The 20,373-nt window shown below is 38.7% G+C and carries 15 protein-coding genes, 8 tRNA genes and 1 pseudogene; 2 read left to right on the top strand and 22 right to left on the bottom strand.

From position 1 onward, the window contains the following. Positions 1–11: 11 nt before the first annotated feature. From rplV to rpsJ, 7 genes are read right to left on the bottom strand one after another with little or no spacing between them, the layout of a single operon-like run. The gene (rplV, locus tag FC89_RS10185) at positions 12–359 is read right to left on the bottom strand and encodes a 50S ribosomal protein L22 (RefSeq protein ID WP_057872456.1); all 348 of its coding nucleotides are present in this window, start codon (positions 357–359) and stop codon (positions 12–14) included. A gap of 15 nt (positions 360–374) precedes the next feature. Then, positions 375–656, bottom strand: a complete 282-nt coding sequence (gene rpsS / locus FC89_RS10190; protein ID WP_057872457.1) for a 30S ribosomal protein S19 — start codon at positions 654–656, stop codon at positions 375–377. A 45-nt stretch (positions 657–701) separates the two neighbouring features. Continuing rightward, complete coding sequence (rplB, locus tag FC89_RS10195; RefSeq protein WP_057872458.1) at positions 702–1,535, bottom strand: 50S ribosomal protein L2; 834 nt, start codon at positions 1,533–1,535, stop codon at positions 702–704. A gap of 22 nt (positions 1,536–1,557) precedes the next feature. After that, positions 1,558–1,842, bottom strand: a complete 285-nt coding sequence (gene rplW / locus FC89_RS10200; RefSeq protein WP_057872459.1) for a 50S ribosomal protein L23 — start codon at positions 1,840–1,842, stop codon at positions 1,558–1,560. After that, on the bottom strand, positions 1,842–2,465 hold the full coding sequence (gene rplD, locus FC89_RS10205; protein ID WP_057872460.1) for a 50S ribosomal protein L4: 624 nt from the start codon (positions 2,463–2,465) through the stop codon (positions 1,842–1,844). Before rplD ends, rplW begins: the two co-directional genes overlap by 1 nt. A gap of 21 nt (positions 2,466–2,486) precedes the next feature. Continuing rightward, complete coding sequence (gene rplC, locus FC89_RS10210; protein WP_057872461.1) at positions 2,487–3,116, bottom strand: 50S ribosomal protein L3; 630 nt, start codon at positions 3,114–3,116, stop codon at positions 2,487–2,489. A 46-nt stretch (positions 3,117–3,162) separates the two neighbouring features. After that, positions 3,163–3,471 carry a 30S ribosomal protein S10 gene (rpsJ, locus tag FC89_RS10215; RefSeq protein ID WP_057872462.1) on the bottom strand — a complete coding sequence of 103 codons (309 nt, stop codon included), beginning with the start codon at positions 3,469–3,471 and terminating at the stop codon, positions 3,163–3,165. A gap of 259 nt (positions 3,472–3,730) precedes the next feature. On the opposite strand from rpsJ, the gene FC89_RS10220 reads away from it, so the two are divergent. Continuing rightward, complete coding sequence (locus FC89_RS10220; protein WP_057872463.1) at positions 3,731–4,279, top strand: cysteine hydrolase family protein; 549 nt, start codon at positions 3,731–3,733, stop codon at positions 4,277–4,279. A gap of 219 nt (positions 4,280–4,498) precedes the next feature. Here the strand turns inward: FC89_RS10220 and fusA are convergent, their stop codons facing one another. From fusA to rpsL, 3 genes are all read right to left on the bottom strand, one after another. After that, on the bottom strand, positions 4,499–6,589 hold the full coding sequence (gene fusA / locus FC89_RS10225) for an elongation factor G (protein ID WP_057872464.1): 2,091 nt from the start codon (positions 6,587–6,589) through the stop codon (positions 4,499–4,501). Positions 6,590–6,718: 129 nt separating this feature from the next. Then, complete coding sequence (gene rpsG, locus FC89_RS10230; protein WP_057872465.1) at positions 6,719–7,189, bottom strand: 30S ribosomal protein S7; 471 nt, start codon at positions 7,187–7,189, stop codon at positions 6,719–6,721. Positions 7,190–7,220: 31 nt separating this feature from the next. Then, complete coding sequence (rpsL, locus tag FC89_RS10235) at positions 7,221–7,634, bottom strand: 30S ribosomal protein S12 (protein WP_057872466.1); 414 nt, start codon at positions 7,632–7,634, stop codon at positions 7,221–7,223. A 270-nt stretch (positions 7,635–7,904) separates the two neighbouring features. On the opposite strand from rpsL, the pseudogene FC89_RS13025 reads away from it, so the two are divergent. Continuing rightward, positions 7,905–8,159: pseudogene (locus FC89_RS13025) on the top strand (prepilin peptidase); the annotation flags it as partial. A 560-nt stretch (positions 8,160–8,719) separates the two neighbouring features. Here the strand turns inward: FC89_RS13025 and rpoC are convergent. The 12 genes from rpoC to FC89_RS10300 form a co-directional block, all read right to left on the bottom strand. Next, positions 8,720–12,394, bottom strand: coding sequence for a DNA-directed RNA polymerase subunit beta' (rpoC, locus tag FC89_RS10245; protein WP_057872468.1), 3,675 nt, complete (start codon positions 12,392–12,394; stop codon positions 8,720–8,722). Between the two features lie 37 nt (positions 12,395–12,431). Beyond that, positions 12,432–16,031: a DNA-directed RNA polymerase subunit beta gene (rpoB, locus tag FC89_RS10250; RefSeq protein WP_157060712.1), complete on the bottom strand. Its 3,600-nt coding sequence runs from the start codon at positions 16,029–16,031 to the stop codon at positions 12,432–12,434. 447 nt (positions 16,032–16,478) lie between these two features. Then, the gene (locus FC89_RS10255) at positions 16,479–18,944 is read right to left on the bottom strand and encodes an ATP-dependent Clp protease ATP-binding subunit (RefSeq protein ID WP_057872470.1); all 2,466 of its coding nucleotides are present in this window, start codon (positions 18,942–18,944) and stop codon (positions 16,479–16,481) included. A gap of 17 nt (positions 18,945–18,961) precedes the next feature. Next, the gene (locus FC89_RS10260; protein WP_057872471.1) at positions 18,962–19,429 is read right to left on the bottom strand and encodes a CtsR family transcriptional regulator; all 468 of its coding nucleotides are present in this window, start codon (positions 19,427–19,429) and stop codon (positions 18,962–18,964) included. 114 nt (positions 19,430–19,543) lie between these two features. Next, positions 19,544–19,617: transfer RNA gene (locus FC89_RS10265), tRNA-Pro, on the bottom strand. A gap of 95 nt (positions 19,618–19,712) precedes the next feature. Continuing rightward, positions 19,713–19,786 (bottom strand) — tRNA-Arg (locus FC89_RS10270). A gap of 6 nt (positions 19,787–19,792) precedes the next feature. Then, positions 19,793–19,878 (bottom strand) — tRNA-Leu (locus FC89_RS10275). 22 nt (positions 19,879–19,900) lie between these two features. After that, positions 19,901–19,972, bottom strand: a tRNA-Gly gene (locus FC89_RS10280). A 7-nt stretch (positions 19,973–19,979) separates the two neighbouring features. Continuing rightward, positions 19,980–20,055 (bottom strand) — tRNA-Thr (locus FC89_RS10285). Positions 20,056–20,060: 5 nt separating this feature from the next. Beyond that, positions 20,061–20,145 (bottom strand) — tRNA-Leu (locus FC89_RS10290). Between the two features lie 12 nt (positions 20,146–20,157). Continuing rightward, positions 20,158–20,230: transfer RNA gene (locus FC89_RS10295), tRNA-Lys, on the bottom strand. A gap of 2 nt (positions 20,231–20,232) precedes the next feature. Then, positions 20,233–20,305: transfer RNA gene (locus FC89_RS10300), tRNA-Val, on the bottom strand. Positions 20,306–20,373 lie beyond the last annotated feature (68 nt).

The following is a 20,373-nucleotide window of genomic DNA, read 5'->3' on the forward strand; positions in this document are numbered from 1 at the left end:
ATTATCCCTCCTTATTTAGTAGCTACAACTACTGTAATATGACTTGTCCTTTTATTAATCGGTGAAGCAGATCCCTTTGCACGCGGACGGAACCGTTTCAAAGTAGGTCCTTCATTAACGAATGCTTCGCTAACAACCAAATCTTCAGCATCCAAATCAAAATTGTTTTCTGCATTGGCAATTGCTGATTTTAAAACTTTTTCAATGATAACTGCTCCAGCTCTTGGGGTAAATTTTAAGATACCCAAAGCTTCAGCCACACTCTTGCCACGAATAAGATCGATCACTAACCGTGCCTTACGAGCAGGGATTCGAACTGTTTTAGCAGTTGCTCTTGCTGATGTAACTTGTTCAGCCATTTGTTAAACCCTCCCTTACTTAACAGCTGTTTTTTTATCGCTTGTACCATGACCATGGAAAGTTCTTGTTGGTACAAACTCTCCAAGCTTATGTCCAACCATATCTTCTTGAATATAAACCGGGACATGTTTCCGTCCATCATAAACGGCAATTGTATATCCGATAAAACTCGGAAAAATTGTTGAACGGCGCGACCATGTCTTGATAACCGATTTCTTTTCTTTATCAGCCTGTGCTTCAATTTTTTTCATTAAATGAGCATCAGCAAATGGTCCTTTTTTTAAACTACGACTCAAGGTAGATCCTCCTTTCGGACTGCAAATATTCAAGCAACTCTAACTTTACTTGCTATTACGTTTACGTACAATAAATTTATCCGATTTAGCTCGTTTAGAACGGGTCTTGTAACCAGTAGTTTTCTTGCCCCATGGTGACATTGGACTTGGACGACCAACTGGAGCTTTACCTTCACCACCACCATGTGGATGATCGTTAGGGTTCATTACAGAACCACGAACCTTAGGACGACGACCTGCCCAACGCGTTCTACCAGCTTTACCAATTTTAATCAATTCGTGCTGTTCATTGCCAACTGCACCAATTGTTGCTCGGCATGTTGCTAAAATCATTCGAACTTCGCCAGAAGCTAAGCGAACTAAGACATATTTGCCTTCCTTACCCAAGACCTGAGCAGAAGTCCCGGCTGAACGAACTAACTGTCCGCCCTTACCTGGTTTTAATTCAATACTGTGAATAACTGTTCCAACTGGAATATCAGCTAATGCCTTAGTATTTCCAACTTTGATATCAGCTTCTTTTCCTGATTGAACTACTTGACCAACCTGTAAGTTTTTAGGTGCCAGAATATATGATTTTGTACCATCAGCATATACTAACAAGGCAATATTAGCTGAACGATTTGGATCATATTCAATTGCTTTAACTGTTGCTGGCACATCATCTTTCAAACGTTTGAAGTCAATTAAACGATACTGACGTTTATGACCACCACCGCGGTGACGAACCGTAATTCGACCATAGCTGTTACGACCAGCCGTTTTACTTGTTGATTCAAGTAATGATTTTTCTGGTGTTGTTTTAGTGATTTCAGAAAAATCTGAGCCCGTCATATTTCGACGTCCGTTTGAGGTCGGTTTGAATTTCTTGATCCCCACGTGAATTCCCTCCTATTACAAATTATTCTTCAAAAATTTTAATTGCTTTAGAATCAGCACTTAACGTCACGATTGCTTTGCGGCGTTTCTTAGTATAGCCATTGTAGCGTCCCATCCGTTTTGGTTTACCTTTAACATTGATAACATTCAATTTAATAACCTTAACGTCAAAAACTTCTTCAATAGCTTTTTTGATTTGTGGTTTTGTTGCGCGAGTATCAACATCAAACGTATAACGTTTGTTATCAAGTTCAGCTGTTGATGCCTCTGTAATAACTGGTTTTAAAATAATTTTTCTTGATTCCATTATGCAAGAACCTCCTCTACTTGAGAAAGAGCTTCTTGAGTCATGACTAACTTATCATTATTGATAACATCTAAGACGTTAACGCTTTTTGCGTTAATGACCGTAACATTTTTCAAGTTACGAGCTGACAATGCAGCCAAGTCGTTGCCATCTTCAAGAACTACTAATACTTTTGTTTTAACATTTAAGCTGTCCAAAACATCCACAAAAGCTTTTGTTTTAGGTGCGTCAAAGCTCAACTGATCAACAACGATCAAACTGTCATCAAGAACCTTTTGTGATAACACTGACTTAATTGCTAAGCGACGAACTTTTCTTGGAAGCTTATAACTATATGAACGAGGTGTTGGTCCAAAGACTGTTCCGCCACCAACCCACTGTGGTGAACGAATAGAGCCTTGACGAGCACGGCCAGTTCCTTTTTGGCGCCATGGCTTTTTACCACCACCAGATACTGCACTGCGGTTTTTCACTGCATGTGTTCCCTGACGCAATGAAGCGCGCTGCATAAGTACTACATCGAAAATAACATTATCATTTGGTTCAATTCCAAAAATGCTATCATTTAAAGAAACTTCACCATTTTTGCTACCATTTTGTTTAAATAATGCAACTGTTGGCATCTAAAATTCCTCCCTTCCCGTTTATTTTTCTTTAACGTTACCTTTAATTGTTATAAGTGATTTATTGGCACCTGGTACATTGCCTTTAATCAGCAAAACACCGTTGTCAGTATCAGCTTTTACGATCTCAAGGTTTTTAATGGTTACCTGATTACCACCCATGCGTCCTGGCAGTAACTTACCTTTGAATACACGGTTAATGATAACACCCATTGATCCAGGGCGACGATGATAACGAGAACCATGAGCCATTGGTCCGCGTGACTGTCCCCAACGCTTAATGTTGCCTTGGAAGCCATGGCCTTTCGATGTGCCGGTTACATCAACGATATCCCCAGCTTCAAAGACGTCCGCCTTAACTTCGTCCCCTACTTTGTAATCTCCTAAAGCGACATCTTTGATTTCTCGAGCGAAGCGCTTAGGAGCAGTTTTTGCTTTTGCTGCATGACCTTTAGCAGGTTTGTTTGCCAAGACTTCACGTAAGTCATCGAAGCCTAATTGAACAGCTTCATAACCATCATTTTCAACGGTTTTAACTTGTAATACAACATTAGTTCCAACTTCAACAACCGTAACTGGAACTAATTCACCGTTATCTGTGAACACTTGGGTCATTCCTACTTTTTTTCCTAAGATTCCTTTTGTGGTCATGTCTACACCTCCAAATATTTATTTTATATTACTTGAAAATTAGAAATTATAATTTAATTTCGATATCAACGCCGCTTGGCAAGTCGAGTTTCATTAATGAATCAACTGTCTTTGGTGTTGGGTTAACAATATCGATCAAACGCTTATGTGTCCGCATTTCAAATTGCTCACGTGAATCTTTGTATTTATGAGGTGAACGAATCACCGTATACAAAGTCCGTTCTGTTGGCAATGGAATTGGGCCTGAAATTGCAGCACCTGTTCTCTTTGCCGTTTCAACGATCTTGTCTGCAGACTGATCAAGGATTCGATGTTCATATGCCTTTAAACGAATCCGTATTTTTTGTTTTGCCATTTTATTCCCTCCTTCGTCTATTTTGAAAATAAGACTTGCTCCGTGAAAATTACCGCCGCACCCCATGACAAAGCTTCCGAGTGTGTCGCAACCTTCCACATCATAGCTAGTACAGTACATAATACACACACTTGTCCCTTGACAAGCACCTCTTTATCATATCTTTTTTAAGAGAACAAATCAAGTCTTTTTTTACTATTTTATTTAATTGCTTTAATCACCTTTTTTGCATACACTAAAACAAAAAGGAGCTGATCAAATGCATAAAGCTTTACTAATTATTGATTATACAAATGACTTCGTAGCAGATAAAGGCGCTTTAACTTGCGGTACTCCTGGACAAAAAATTGCTTCTTCAATTTTAAAACTGGCTGACGATTTTTTACAGCAAAAACAATGGGTAATTCTTCCAACCGATCTCCATCAAAAAAATGATCCTTATCATCCGGAAACAAAATTATTTCCACCGCATAATCTAAAAAATAGTTGGGGAAGAGAATTGTATGGTCCCCTAGCAAATTGGTATCAAACAAATAAAAATGACGACCATCTTTATTTTTTCGATAAAAATCGTTATTCAGCTTTTGCCAACACCAATCTCGAAAATTATTTGCGACGTCGAAAAATTGATGAGCTGTGGCTAACTGGTGTTTGCACTGATATTTGTGTTTTGCATACCGCCATTGATGCTTATAACAAAAATTTTGAATTGGTAATTCCCCGAAATGCAGTTGCTAGTTTTGATCCACAGGGGCACACTTGGGCCTTAAATCATTTCAAAAATTGTTTAGGAGCTAAAATAGTCTAAGATACGCAATTTTTTGTTGGTATTATCTATTAAAGATCTAGTTTAAATCCCACTAATTCAGACTGCCAAAATTTTAATTGTCAGAATTATTTTTATTCCATACGTCAGTTGCTTATATTATCAAAATTATATTTTATTGACAATCAATAGACTGAGAGCATTTTCCAATTTAATATATAAAAATAAAGCTCACAAAAATGTGGGCTTTATTTTTATATATTAACCAGCGTTTCCGCCATTTTTCTTGATAATTTCTTCTTGAATTGATTTTGGAACTGGTTCGTAATGATCCATTGTCATAGTAAAGGTACCACGACCTTGCGTTGCTGAACGCAAAGTAGTTGCATAACCAAACATTTCAGCCAATGGTACAAACGCTTTAACCATTTGTGCATTACCACGGTTTTCCATTCCTTCAACCCGACCACGACGAGCGGTTACATGTCCCATAACATCACCTAAGTAATCCTCTGGAGCAACAATTTCTACTCGCATAATCGGTTCCAAGATAACAGCACCAGCAACTTTAGCGCCATTCTTTAAAGCAAGTGATGCAGCGATTTTGAAGGCAGCTTCACTGGAATCGACATCATGGTAACTACCATCATAGAGCTTAGCTTTTACATCAATTAACGGATATCCTGCCAGAACACCATTTGCCATTGCTTCTTTCAAGCCTTGTTCAACGGCAGGTATATATTCACGCGGAACAACCCCACCAACAATAGCATTTTCAAATTCAAAGCCTTTACCCTCATCATTTGGTGTAAACTCAATCCAAACATCACCATATTGACCTTTACCACCAGACTGGTGAACAAATTTTCCTTGAACAGAAACTTGCTTAGTAAAGGTTTCACGGTAAGCAACTTGTGGTTCGCCAACTTTAGCATCAACTTTGAATTCACGTCTCATTCGATCAACGATAATATCCAAATGCAATTCACCCATGCCGGCAATCAAAGTTTCACCAGTTTCTGGATTAGTTTCAGCCTTAAAGGTTGGGTCTTCTTCAGCTAACTTTTGTAAAGCAACATCCATCTTATCTTGATCAGCTTTAGTCTTTGGTTCAATTGAAACCTGAATAACCGGATCAGGGAAGTCCATTGATTCAAGAATCAGTGGATGATCCACATCTGTTAAAGAATCACCAGTTGTTGTTGCTTTCAATCCAATAGCTGCCGCGATATCTCCTGAAAATACTTCAGGAATTTCTTTTCGATGGTTTGAGTGCATTTGCAATAAACGACCTACACGTTCACGTTTATCTTTAGTAGCATTCAAAACATAAGAACCAGCTTCTAATGTTCCTGAATATACGCGGAAAAACGTCAAACGACCTACAAAAGGATCTGTTGCAATTTTGAATGCTAAACCTGCGAATGGTTTGTCATCACCGGCTACCAATTCAACTTCTTCACCATCTGGATCAGTTGCTTTATATGGTTTAACATCAATTGGTGATGGCAAATAATCATTAACAGCATCAAGCATCATCTGAACACCCTTGTTCTTAAAAGCAGAACCAGCTAACACTGGATAAACTTCCAAATTCAAGGTCGCTTTACGAATTGCTGCTTTGATTTCGTCAATGCTGATCTCTTTACCATCAAGATATTTCTCCATTAAATTATCATCAACGTCAGCTAACTTTTCAATCATTTCTTCACGACGTTTTTGTGCTTCTTCCTTATACTTATCAGGAATATCAACTGTATCCCACTTGGAACCAAGCGCATCTTCGTCGTAAATATCAGCCTTCATCTCAACTAAATCGATAACGCCTTCGAACTTATCTTCAGCGCCGATCGGCATCTGGATAGCAATTGCATTTGCCTGCAGCCGATCATGAATCGTACTTACTGAATAGTCAAAATTAGCTCCAATTTTGTCCATTTTGTTAACAAAAACAATTCTTGGAACTGAATAAGTAGTAGCCTGACGCCAAACATTTTCAGTCTGCGGCTCTACACCTGATTGAGCATCCAAAACAACCACTGCCCCATCAAGTACACGCAAAGAACGTTCTACTTCAACTGTGAAATCAACGTGTCCTGGGGTATCAATAATATTGATTCGATGGTCTTTCCATTGTGCCGTTGTTGCAGCAGAAGTAATAGTAATTCCACGTTCTTTTTCTTGGTCCATCCAGTCCATTTGTGAATCACCATCATGGGTTTCACCAATTTTATGAATTTTACCAGTATAGTAAAGAATTCGTTCAGTTGTTGTTGTTTTACCAGCATCAATATGCGCAACTATCCCAATGTTACGTGTTTTTTCAAGTGGGAACTCACGTTTATTAGCCATTTTGAGAATTTCTCTCCTTCCAAAAAATCATGAATAATTTGTTAATCCATAATTTACTAACCTTATTCTCTAAAAAAATGACTACTATAAGGATTTATCTGAAAACCATATAATAGCCATTCTCATAAATTACCAACGATAATGTGCAAACGCACGGTTGGCATCTGCCATTTTATGTGTGTCTTCACGTTTTTTAACTGATGCACCAGTATTGTTAGCTGCATCGATAATTTCTTTTGCCAAACGTTCCGGCATCGTATGTTCACCACGTAATCGAGAATAGTTTACAATCCAACGTAAAGCTAAAGTCGTTCTTCTTTCTGGGCGAACTTCGATTGGAACTTGGTAGTTAGAACCACCAACACGACGAGCACGAACTTCCAACACTGGCATAACATTTTTCATTGCTTCTTCAAAGACATCTAATGGTTCATTACCAGTTTGATCCTTGATTAAGTCAAATGCTTCATACAAAATTTTTGAAGCTGTCCCACGTTTTCCGTCAATCATTAAACGGTTGATCAAGCGTGTTACCAATTTAGATTTATAAATTGGATCTGGGAGTACCTCACGCTTTGAAACTGCACCTTTTCTTGGCATTTAAATTACCTCCTAATATTCTTAAGTCCGATTATTTCTTTGGCTTTTTAGTACCATATTTAGAACGGCCCTGTTTACGATCAGTAACACCGGCTGTATCCAAAGCACCACGAACAATATGATAACGAACACCAGGAAGATCCTTTACACGTCCTCCACGAATCAAGACAACACTATGTTCCTGTAAGTTATGACCGATTCCTGGAATATAGGCTGTAACTTCAATCAAGTTAGACAAACGAACACGAGCATATTTACGTAAAGCTGAGTTAGGCTTTTTCGGTGTCATTGTTCCGACACGTGTAGCAACTCCGCGCTTTTGCGGTGCTGGATTATTTGTTTGTGCTTTGTTGTAACTGTTATATCCAAAGTTCAAGGCAGGCGAATTTGACTTTGAACTCTTCGACTTACGGCCTTTACGAATCAATTGATTAATTGTTGGCATCTAATGCTTCTCCTCCTAAAAATAAATCTTTCTTTAAGTACACACATCCAGGTGGTTCATTTTTTTGTAAAAATAAAAAATTCCTGAATTCATAATGCTAACGATGCACAGTCAGCATGTCCCATTTCAAACGAGAGAACTGTTCACATAAAGCACCTTGACTAGATTACCATGACAACAAGCCACTTGTCAATCAAAAAATCAACAAAGATTTTGGTCAAAATCTTTTTATTTACGTAATTAAAGAATGTACAAGGAGGTCACTTATATATGGAAGCATTTTTCTTATTTATTCTCGGAAGTTGTTGGGGTTCCTTTCTTTGCTGTACACGTTGGCGCTGGCAACATCAAATTGCCTTATCAGTTAAACGTTCATTTTGTGAAAATTGCCATAGTAACTTAAATTTTTGGGAATTAATTCCTATTTGGAGTTTTTTATTTCAACGAGGTCGCTGCCGACATTGCCACCAATCAATCAGTTGGCTCAGTACTTTGTGGGAAGTATCTTTTGGTTGCCTTTTTTGTCTGCTGACTTTAAATCATCCCAACTACAGCTACTTAATCAGCTTATTTGTAATTTGTTGGTGCAGTTGGCTGACAATTGAAGATTTGCAAAATTTTGCTGTTTCACGAAACTTACTTTTCGGAGGAGCTTTGCTGCTTTTATTTTTTTTGAAATTTACCGGTCATTTACACACTGATTTTTTCATTAGTGCAATACTTTTACTACTCTTAATAAATTGTTTTGTAATCATTCATTGGCTGGGAAGTGCTGATTTAATTTTGTTGGTCTGTAGTTACTTTCTTCTGGGTTTTTGGAAATTATTATTATTATTGTTAATTGCTTCAGCTGGTGGAGCAATCGCTTGTTTCCTTTTTAAAACTTCAAAATTGCCTTTTATTCCTTTCATTACTGGGGGAATCATCCTATTATGCATGTTGTCTTCCTAAATGAAGCAAATTGAAACTTAAACATAAAAAAACTGCCTATTCTAATCAAAATAGGCAGTTTAAAAAACTATATCCAATTTTATATCATTAACTAGATAATTTAATGATAGCTTACATCAAAATCTTGCTAAACCTTACTTATCAGATGAAGGCGTAGTTGTTTGATTTTCAGCTTCTTGCTTTTTCATTTTTTTCTCTAAATCGGAAATAGAGTAAACACTTTGTGAAACTCCACCAACCTCTTTAGGTTTGATTTGACGATAAACTGACATACCAGTTCCAGCAGGGATCAATTTACCGATGATAACATTTTCTTTCAAACCAATCAGCGGATCATTTTTGCCACGAATAGCAGCATCAGTCAAGACACGTGTTGTTTCCTGGAATGAAGCAGCTGATAAGAAACTATTTGTTTCCAATGATGCTTTAGTGATTCCAAGTAAAACTGGACGCGCAGTAGCTGGAATACTTCCCTTGATTAAGGTTTGATAGTTCTGCTGTCTGAAATCATTAATATCCATTAAAGTTCCTGGTAACAAATCTGTATCGCCGGGATCCATTATACGAACCTTCCGTAACATTTGTCGTGCCATTACTTCAATATGCTTATCTGAAATTTCTACACCCTGCATCCGGTAAACTTTTTGAACTTCGCGCAAAATGTAATTTTCAGTTGATAAAACATCACGAACTTTAATTAATTCCTTCGGATCAACTGAACCAACAGTCAGTGCATCTCCACGGTGAATCTTGTCGCCTTCCTTAACCTTCAATACAGAGGTAAATGGCAAACTATAAGTCCGCGTATCTGTTTCACCTTTAACTGTAACAGTTTTCGTCCGTTCAGCAGGATTTTCTTCTACTGAATCAATAACTCCTGTTACTTCAGAGATCTTAGCTAAACCTTTAGGATTGCGAGCTTCAAAAATTTCTTGAACACGTGGCAAACCTTGAGTAATATCATCACCAGCAACCCCACCAGTATGGAAGGTACGCATGGTCAACTGTGTACCAGGTTCACCAATTGACTGAGCAGCAACCGTTCCTACTGCTTCACCAACTTCAACTTCATCACCAGTTGCCATGTTGCGTCCATAACAATGTTCGCAAACACCATGAACCGTGTTGCAAGTAAAGGCTGAGCGAATTGTAACTTTTTCAATTCCAGCAGCAATAATCGCTTGAGCCTTATCCTCATCGATCATTTCATTAGAGGAAACAATTACTTCACCAGTTTGTGGATTTTTAACTGATTTCATTGCATAACGACCCAATATCCGATCATATAAAGGTTCAATCATTTCATTGCCTTCACGAATAGCAGTTACATCCAAACCACGATCAGTTCCACAATCTTTTTCACGAATAATGACATCTTGAGCAACATCAACCAAACGCCGTGTCAGGTAACCTGAATCAGCAGTTTTTAACGCCGTATCAGTCATTCCTTTACGGGCACCGTGAGTTGAAATAAACATTTCCATAACTGACAGTCCCTCACGGAAGTTCGAAATGATCGGTAATTCCATCGTTTTACCATTAGGAGCAGCCATCAAGCCACGCATTCCAGCTAACTGAGTAAAGTTAGAAATATTACCACGAGCACCGGAATCTGACATCATTTGAATTGGGTTTTTAGGATTCATGTTTTGAATTAACTTATCCTGAATCTGGTCTTTAGCATTATTCCAAATTGCTATAACCCGTTCATAACGTTCATCTTCAGTAATTAGACCTCGACGGAATTGCTTTGCAACTGTAGCAACCTCTTTATGAGCCTGATCAATAATTGCCGGCTTTTCTTTTAGATCAGTAATATCGGCAATCCCCACTGTTAGTCCAGAACGAGTTGATTCATAATAACCAATATTTTTGATTCGATCCAATAATTCTGAAGTAGCTGTTACTTTGAACTTCTTATAAACTTCAGCAATAATGTCACTTAGGAAACCAGCTTTAAATGGTCCAACCAAGGACTGCTTGGCAATATACTCCGGTATGTCTGTTCCAGGTTCAACAAAATATTTATCCGGTGTTTTATCAGTTAAGTTTGCTTCTGTCGGTTCATTCAAATACGGAAAATCAGCTGGTAAAATCTCGTTGAAAATAGCCTTACCAACAGTCGTCACCATAATTCGCTGTTTTTGCCAATCTGTAAATGGTTTTCCGGCAGCTGCCAATGAAGCGGTCTGTAAACCAATTCGCGTATGCAAATGAACATAGTTATTCAAGTATGCCGTCCGAACTTCATTAACATCTTTGAAAACCATACCTTCGCCTTCACGCTTGGGTTCCTCGACAGTCATATAATAGTTTCCAATAACCATATCCTGTGAAGGAGTTACAATTGGTTTTCCATCCTTAGGAGCCAAAATATGATGTGCAGCCAACATTAACAAACGTGCTTCAGCTTGTGCTTCATCTGACAATGGTACATGGATCGCCATCTGATCGCCATCAAAATCAGCATTATAGGCTTCACAAGCTAGTGGATGCAGTCTCATTGATTTTCCATCAACCAACACTGGTTCAAAAGCTTGAATACCCAAACGGTGCAAAGTAGGCGCACGGTTTAACAATACTGGATGCTCTTTGATAACTTCTTCTAAAACATCCCAAATATCCTCATCACGCCGTTCAATTTTACGTTTAGCATTCTTGATATTTGATGCCATGCCACGTTTAACTAGTTCTTTCATCATGAATGGTTTGAATAATTCCAATGCCATTTCATGCGGAATCCCCATTTGATTCATCTTTAATTTTGGCCCAACATCAATAACCGAACGACCAGAATAATCAACACGTTTTCCTAATAAGTTCTGACGGAAACGCCCCTGTTTACCTTTCAGCATGTGTGAAAGAGATTTCAGTGGACGATTACCTGGTCCGGTCACCGGCCGACCACGACGACCATTGTCAATTAATGCATCAACAGCTTCCTGCAGCATACGTTTTTCATTTTGAACAATAATACCCGGTGCATTCAAATCCAATAAACGTTTCAGCCGGTTATTACGATTAATTACTCGACGATACAAATCATTCAAATCAGAAGTTGCAAAACGACCACCTTCTAGTTGAACCATTGGCCGCAGATCCGGTGGAATAACTGGAATAGCATCCATTACCATCCACTCTGGATGATTACCCGACTTTAAGAAAGCTTCCAAAATATCCAAACGACGGACTGCACGGGTTCTCTTTTGTCCAGTGGCGTCCTTCAGCTCTTCTTTCAGCTCACCGCATTCTTTAGCGAGATCAACATCTCTTAATAAGGTTCGAATTGCTTCTGCACCCATTGATGCTTGAAATTCTTTCCCATATTTCTCTCGTTTTTCGCGGTATTCTCTTTCAGTCAGTAATTGTTTTTTCTCTAATGGTGTGTTTCCGGGTTCAGTAACCACATAGGAAGCAAAGTAAATGATTTCTTCCAAAGCACGCGGACTCATGTCTAAAACAAGTCCCATTCGACTGGGAATCCCTTTAAAATACCAAATATGTGTCACTGGTGCGGCTAATTCGATGTGTCCCATTCGTTCCCTGCGAACCTTTGAACGGGTTACTTCAACACCACAGCGATCGCAAACAATTCCCTTGTAACGAATTCGCTTGTATTTGCCGCAAGCACATTCCCAATCCTTTGTCGGGCCAAAAATTCTTTCATCGAATAAGCCATCCTTTTCAGGCTTGAGTGTTCGATAATTGATCGTTTCTGGTTTTTTAACTTCGCCATAAGACCAGCTGCGGATTTTATCTGAAGAAGCCAAACCAATCTGCATACTGTCAAATTTGTTGACATCGATCAAAAAGACCGACCTCCTTTTTAGTTTCTATTTGCGTTTTCTAATTTTCAGTCTTAGCTTCTGTGTCTGTCTTTTTCTCATCAGCTGCTGCTTGAGCTTTCTTTTCAGCTTGCTGTTTGGCTAACTTGCTCAAGGCATCAACATTCATAACCTCGTCATCTTCATCATCCATGTCGCGCAGCTCGATTTCCTTTTTATCAGAATCAAGTACTTTCATATCAAGGCCCAATGACTGAAGTTCTTTAACTAAAACTCTAAATGACTCAGGTACACCCGGCTTAGGAATCGGTTCGCCTTTAACGATTGCTTCGTATGTCTTAACACGTCCAACCACATCATCAGACTTATAGGTTAAGATTTCTTGCAAAGTATACGCAGCACCATAAGCTTCCAAAGCCCAAACTTCCATTTCACCAAATCGCTGTCCACCAAATTGGGCTTTCCCACCTAAAGGTTGCTGGGTAACTAATGAGTACGGTCCAATTGAACGGGCATGGATTTTATCATCAACCATATGTGCCAGTTTCATATAATACATAACACCAACGGCAATCCGATTATCAAATGGTTCACCAGTTCGGCCATCATAAAGCACAGATTTGCCATCACTAGAAACTCCGGCTTCTTTCAAGGCTGCCCAAATATCACTATCACGCGCACCATCAAAAACAGGTGAGGCAATATGAATTCCTAATTTACGACCGGCCATCCCCAAATGCAATTCCAAAACCTGGCCGATATTCATACGAGATGGAACACCCATTGGGCTCAACATGATATCAACTGGTGTTCCGTCAGGCATAAATGGCATATCTTCTTCAGGAATAACAATTGAAACTGTCCCTTTATTACCATGACGACCAGCCATTTTATCTCCAACTTGAATCTTACGTTTCTGGGCAATATATACTCGAACCATCATATTAACGCCTGGAGATAATTCGTCTCCCGCTTCACGGGTAAAGATTTTAACATCCTGAACGATACCACCACCACCATGCGGAACCCGGAGAGAAGTATCACGAACTTCACGAGCTTTTTCACCAAAAATGGCATGCAGCAAGCGTTCTTCAGCTGATAATTCAGTAACTCCCTTTGGTGTAACCTTACCGACTAAAATATCACCATCATGAACTTCAGCACCAATTCGAATAATACCGAATTCGTCTAAGTCTTTCAGTGCATCTTCGCCGACATTAGGAATTTCACGTGTCATTTCTTCTGGCCCTAACTTAGTGTCACGAGCTTCTGATTCATGCTCTTCGATATGAATTGAAGTATAAACGTCTTCTTTGACCAAACGTTCATTAATAGCAATCGCATCTTCAAAGTTGTAACCATCCCAAGTCATAAAGGCAATCAATGGATTTTGACCTAAAGCTAATTCTCCATTTTCCATTGATGGTCCATCAGCTAGAACTTCATCATTATCAACGTGATCACCTACTTGCACAATCGGTCGTTGATTATAGTTTTTACCACCATTTGAACGACGGAATTTCATCAATTTATACTTATCAAGTGTGCCGTCATCCCGTCTTACTCGAATTTCTCGAGCATCAACGTATTCAACCGTTCCATCGTGTTTACTGATCAAAGCCACCCCAGAATCATGGGCTGCTTTATATTCGATACCAGTGCCGACCAGTGGTGCATGCGGATCAACCAGTGGAACCGCCTGACGCTGCATGTTGGCTCCCATTAAAGCACGATTTGAGTCATCATTTTCCAAAAATGGAATACATGCTGTTGCGACTGCGACAACCTGTTTCGGTGAAACATCCATGTAATCAACTTTGTCAACTGAAATTTCAATATTATCACTCTTACTACGAGCCATAACCACATCATTAACAAACGAACCATCATCGTTCAATGGTGAGTTAGCTTGTGCAATAACATAATTATCTTCTTCATCAGCAGTTAAATAATCAATTTTGTCAGTAACCTTATGTGTCGTCCATGAAACGCGCCGATATGGTGTTTCAATGAATCCATATTGATTAATTCGTGCATATGAAGATAAACTATTAATCAAACCAATGTTTGGTCCTTCAGGAGTTTCAATTGGACACATCCGACCATAGTGAGTATAGTGCACATCACGAACTTCATATCCAGCTCGATCACGAGTCAATCCGCCAGGTCCTAAAGCAGATAGACGACGTTTATGAGTTAATTCACCTAATGGGTTAGTTTGATCCATAAACTGCGACAACTGAGAACTACCAAAGAATTCTTTGATTGAAGCCACTACCGGACGAATATTAATCAATTGTTGCGGTGTGACTGTTGCAGTATCTTGAATTGACATCCGTTCACGAACAACACGTTCCATTCGTGATAAACCAATTCTGAACTGATTTTCCAACAATTCACCCACACAACGAATCCGACGATTACCTAAATGGTCAATATCATCAGTATTACCGATATCTTCTTGCAAATTGAAGAAATAATTCATTGAAGCAATAATATCAGCTGGTAATATATGTTTATATTTCAAATCAATATTGCCATTACCAATCATATTAACAATTTTTTCAGGGTCCTTAGGAGAATAGACCTTGATGATCTGTAGCACCATTGGATCAGTAACTACACCTTCATCAGATGGTTGGAAAGTATACGTTTTAAAGTCTTTTCTAGTCAAATATGGAGTTAACTTATCCAAAACCTGTTTGTCCAAAACGGTATCTTTCTTGACTAAAATTTCTCCAGTTTCGGGATCTGCTAAAGTTTCCGCCAATGTTAAATTAAGCAAGCGGGTCTTAAGATCTAATTTTTTATTTATTTTATAGCGACCAACTGGCGCCAGATCATATCGTTTCGGATCAAAGAAACGAGCAGTCAATAAACTCCGGGCACTGTCTGCCGTTTTAGGTTCGCCTGGACGTAGCCGTTCATAAATATCTTTTAACGATTCTTCCACTCGTGAATCGTCACTAACCTTATGAACATCTTTTTCCAAAGTTAAAAGTAAACTATCACTAGCACCCAACATTTTAACAATTTCATCATCTGAACTGAAACCAAGAGCCCTAATTAGTTCAGTTAACGGAATTTTACGAGTTCGGTCGATTCTGACATAAGCAATATTCTTTGCGTCGTTTTCATATTCCAACCAAGCCCCACGATTAGGGATCACGGTAGTTCCGAAGGTAACTCGTCCACTTTTATCCATTTCTGAATTATAATAAACTCCAGGAGAACGAACTAATTGTGAAACAATAACTCGTTCAGCTCCGTTAATAATGAAGGTTCCCTGTTCGGTCATTAATGGAAAATCACCAAAGAAAACATCCTGTGACTTGATTTCACCAGTTTCATGATTGACTAAGTTCAACGTTACGTGCAGTGGTGCCGAAAAGTTAGCATCATGTTGACGTGCTTCGTCAACTGTATATTTTGGTTTTAACAGTTGATAATCAACGAACTTCAAAGACAAATTACCAGCAAAATCTTCAATTGGCATAATATCTTCAAATACTTCCCTAAGACCATCATTCAAAAACCATTTATATGAATTGGTTTGAATTTCGATCAGGTTCGGCAGTTCCAAAACTTCCTTGATGCGTGCATAACTTCTACGGGTTCGATGCTTTCCGTATTTAACTATATGTCCTGCCAAGTTGTTCACCTCTCAAAATATTTCTGCAAATAGCCTAAACCAATATTACATTTTGATTACAATTCGATAATTAACCAAATATATCCTGTTTTTAGGCAAAAAAAAACCAAAAACAGCTGACACCTTAGCGGCGAAACTCACTATTTTTGCTTTTCTCGGTGATAACTATGGACAATAGATCACAGCTATCCGATAATTCACAGATTGTACTTATAGATGTTACTGGAATTTTTATAAAAAGTCAAGCAATAAAGTAGAAACGGGACGATGGCAAAATAGCTATTTTGTCATTATCCCGTTTAATGCTTGTTATTCATTGTATCCAAATTGTTATTAGTTTCAACTACTTGGTATGAAATCATACATAAGCTGATTTATAACACCTATTATATCCAAAAAACAGTATCTTTATTGGACATCTTCAGTAAAAAAATTCATTTCTATCTTATTAAAATACTATTTTTGACTGACTTTTTCTTTCGAGTTTGTCTTTTGCTCGTCATGCACCGTGATTACAATTTTACCTTTGCTGGCCCCAATTGAAACTGAACTGCCAATCTTGATTTGACCGGTAATCAACAATTCACTAAGTTTATCTTCAATTTCAGTTTGTAATGCCCGACGAATTGGCCGTGCACCATATTCAGGGTCAAAACCCTTTTCAGCTACTAAATCAATTGCTGCTGGTGTAATTTTAATTTTGACCTGCTGCTGCCGAACTCGGTCTAATAATTCTTTTGCCATCAACTTGACAATTGCATGCAATTCTTTTTTCTCCAATTGATGGAAAACAATAGTTTCATCAATTCGATTAAGAAATTCTGGTCGAAAAGTCTTTTTTAAGATTTCTTGAATTTTAGCTGACATCATCTTGAATTTATCTTTCGGCTGCGTACTTCCAAAGCCTACTTGTTTTTCGTCTCGTAAAGCTGTAGCTCCCAAGTTTGATGTCATAATAATAATTGTATTGCGAAAATCAATTTTTCTTCCCTTTGAGTCAGTCAAATAACCATCATCAAGGACTTGAAGTAAAATATTGAAAACGTCAGGATGGGCTTTTTCTACTTCATCAAATAAAACGACTGAATAAGGATGCTGCCGAACCTTTTCTGTTAATTGTCCACCTTCATCATAACCAACATATCCTGGTGGCGAACCAACTAAACGACTCGTGCTATATTTCTCCATATATTCGCTCATATCAATTCGAATCATTGAATCTTCAGAACCAAACATCGCTTCCGCTAACGCTTTTGCTAATTCAGTTTTTCCAACCCCTGTTGGTCCTAAAAACATAAACGAACCAATCGGACGATTAGGGTCCTTTAATCCACTGCGAGCCCGACGAATTGCTCGAGAAACGGCGGAAACTGCCTCTTCTTGACCAACAACACGGTGATGCAAGATCTTTTCAAGATCAATTAATCGAGCAGTTTCACTCTTATTCATCTGTGTAACTGGAACACCTGTCCACTCAGAAACAACTTGCGCAATATCTTCAGCTCCAACTGAAGAAGCGTAGATTCCCTTGGCTTGTTGTTCCAATAACTGATCAACATCTTTTTTTGTCTGTAATTCTTTTTTTCTGATCTTCGCAGCTTCTTCAAACTTTTCCTGTGTCAAAGCAGCGATTTTTTGACTGGCTAATTGTTGTAATTTTTCTTTCTTTTCTTCTATCGATTTAGTACTACCTGACTGATTTAATCTAACCTTTGCTGCCGCCTCATCCATTAAATCAATCGCTTTATCTGGTAAATAACGATCAGAGATATACCGTGAGCTTAATTTTACTGCGGCATTTAATGCGGCATCTGTAATTTTTAAATGATGATGGGCCTCATAACGTGGCCGTAACCCCTGCAAAATCTTGACGCTATCTTCTTCTGTCGGTTCTGCAACCATAATTTTAGCGAAGCGCCGTTCCAATGCTGAATCAGATTCAATATACTTTTGAAATTCATCAAGTGTTGTTGCTCCGATTACTTGAACTTCACCACGAGCTAATGCTGGTTTTAAAATATTTGAGGCATCAATAGCACCTTCAGCTCCACCGGCACCAATTAAAGTATGCAATTCATCAATAAAAAGAATAACCTGCCCATCAGCATAAATTTCGTCAAGGATTTTTTTGACACGATCTTCAAATTCACCACGATATTTAGTTCCTGCAACTAAGGAACCCATATCTAAAACCATGACTCTTTTATGCGCTAAACTCTCAGGAACTTGACCACTAATAATAACTTGGGCTAATCCCTCGGCAATTGCCGTTTTACCTACGCCTGGTTCGCCAAGTAAAACAGGGTTATTTTTGGTTCGCCGACTAAGCACTTGAATTACTCGTCGAACCTCTTTTTGCCTTCCAATAACTGGATCAATTTTATTTTCTGCCGCCAATTTAGTTAAATCTCTTGCGAGTGTATTCAACGTTGGTGTTCCATTAGTTTTAGGTTTGGCCTTATCATACTTTTTCATTTGAATTTCACTGATGCCGATTTTATGAATAATCTCCTGATACATCCGATGACTATCCACACTCAAACTTTGTAAAATTCTTGAAGATAATAAATCACTATTTTGCAGCAAAGCCATCAGAAGATGTTCTGTACCAATCTTTTGTGCATTGGTTCTTTGTGCATTTTCACTTGCTTTAGCAAGGATTTCTTTTGCTCGTGGAGTATATGGTAAATAACCACTAATGTTTTTTAATGTACCATAACCAGTTAAACGTTCAATTTCTTCACGAACATCTGTTTCAGTAACAACGAATTGTTTTAAAACTTTACCAGCAATACCATTTTTTTCAATTGTTAATGCCAGTAATAAATGTTCAGTGCCAATTGCTTGGTGTCGAAAGTCTTTTGCTTGTTCCTGGGCGATAACTAATACTTGTCGTGCACTTGGTGTAAATAGATTCTCCATAACTTTGCCCTCACTTTCTAACCATCATATTTCAGGCGGTTTAAGATGCTTTTCATTATACGCGCTCGCAACATATTCTCAAGTTCAACGTCGCCAAAATTCAATGTTTTTTTATCAATAACTGCTAATAATAAGTTAGCTGTAGTTTGTGTTAATACATCTGCTTGAAACAAACTTTTGATAAGCTGGAAGGATTCCTTAAAGGTAATACTTTCACCAACGATTCCGATGAGTTCATCCAACACATCACAATCATCAACTAAATTAACTTTTGCAATTCGAATGTAACCACCACCTCCACGCTTACTTCTAACAATATAGCCATTTTGAATATTAAAACGAGTATTAATCACATAATTAATTTGCGATGGAACACAGTTAAACAATTGTGCCATTTCTGACCGTTTTATCTCTACTTCTTGCGATTCTGCCAAAATACTTTTTAAATATTTTTCAATGATATCAGAAATATTCTGACTTTGCATCTAATCATCCTTTGGAATTTGACTAATATTGACTATTATTATACTTGAAAAATAAAGAATTGCAAAACTTTTAGTCAAAAAAAGAGTTCTCGCAAATGAGAACTCTTCAATATATCGGGAAAACAGGATTCGAACCTGCGACCCCTACGTCCCGAACGTAGTGCTCTACCAAGCTGAGCTACTTCCCGAAACTAAAACTACTTAAGATATAGTCGAGAAAGTACTTAGCTGCTTAATTGGAATTGGGTTAAAAGTTCCAGCTCAATCACTACTTTCCGCTTACTGCACCCAGTAGGAGTCGAACCTACAACCTTCTGATTCGTAGTCAGACACTCTATCCAATTGCGCTATGGGTGCAAAAAATGCCGAGGACCGGAATCGAACCGGTACGGTAATCACTTACCGCAGGATTTTAAGTCCTGTGCGTCTGCCAGTTCCGCCACCCCGGCATAAAAATATAATTTTGGAACAAGCGGAAGACGGGATTCGAACCCGCGACCCCCACCATGGCAAGGTGATGTTCTACCACTGAACTACTTCCGCATAATAATGGTGCCGACTAGACGATTCGAACGCCCGACCCTCTGATTACAAATCAGATGCTCTACCAACTGAGCTAAGTCGGCAAATATGGTGCGGGTGAAGGGATTTGAACCCCCACGTTTTTCAACGCTAGAACCTAAATCTAGTGCGTCTGCCAATTCCGCCACACCCGCAAAATTGACCTATGAGTCGTGACAGGCTCGAACTGTCGACCCTCTGATTAAAAGTCAGATGCTCTACCAACTGAGCTAACGACTCAATGGAGGATACAGGGCTCGAACCTGTGACCCTCTGCTTGTAAGGCAGACGCTCTCCCAGCTGAGCTAATCCTCCAGAGCACGGCAACTTCCTACCCTCACAGGGGGCGATCCCCCAACTACTATCGGCGTTAAGAAGCTTAA

The organism is Liquorilactobacillus ghanensis DSM 18630, assembly GCF_001435235.1.
GTDB lineage: Bacteria > Bacillota > Bacilli > Lactobacillales > Lactobacillaceae > Liquorilactobacillus > Liquorilactobacillus ghanensis.

What these genes read in the sequence shown, in the direction of transcription:
- rplV (WP_057872456.1), bottom strand. Translation starts at nt 359, where the DNA reads ATGGCTGAACAAGTTACATCAGCAAGAGCAACTGCTAAAACAGTTCGA.
- rplW (WP_057872459.1), bottom strand. Translation starts at nt 1,842, where the DNA reads ATGGAATCAAGAAAAATTATTTTAAAACCAGTTATTACAGAGGCATCA.
- rplD (WP_057872460.1), bottom strand. Translation starts at nt 2,465, where the DNA reads ATGCCAACAGTTGCATTATTTAAACAAAATGGTAGCAAAAATGGTGAA.
- rplC (WP_057872461.1), bottom strand. Translation starts at nt 3,116, where the DNA reads ATGACCACAAAAGGAATCTTAGGAAAAAAAGTAGGAATGACCCAAGTG.
- rpsJ (WP_057872462.1), bottom strand. Translation starts at nt 3,471, where the DNA reads ATGGCAAAACAAAAAATACGGATTCGTTTAAAGGCATATGAACATCGA.
- FC89_RS10220 (WP_057872463.1), top strand. Translation starts at nt 3,731, where the DNA reads ATGCATAAAGCTTTACTAATTATTGATTATACAAATGACTTCGTAGCA.
- fusA (WP_057872464.1), bottom strand. Translation starts at nt 6,589, where the DNA reads ATGGCTAATAAACGTGAGTTCCCACTTGAAAAAACACGTAACATTGGG.
- rpsG (WP_057872465.1), bottom strand. Translation starts at nt 7,189, where the DNA reads ATGCCAAGAAAAGGTGCAGTTTCAAAGCGTGAGGTACTCCCAGATCCA.
- rpsL (WP_057872466.1), bottom strand. Translation starts at nt 7,634, where the DNA reads ATGCCAACAATTAATCAATTGATTCGTAAAGGCCGTAAGTCGAAGAGT.
- FC89_RS10255 (WP_057872470.1), bottom strand. Translation starts at nt 18,944, where the DNA reads ATGGAGAATCTATTTACACCAAGTGCACGACAAGTATTAGTTATCGCC.
- FC89_RS10260 (WP_057872471.1), bottom strand. Translation starts at nt 19,429, where the DNA reads ATGCAAAGTCAGAATATTTCTGATATCATTGAAAAATATTTAAAAAGT.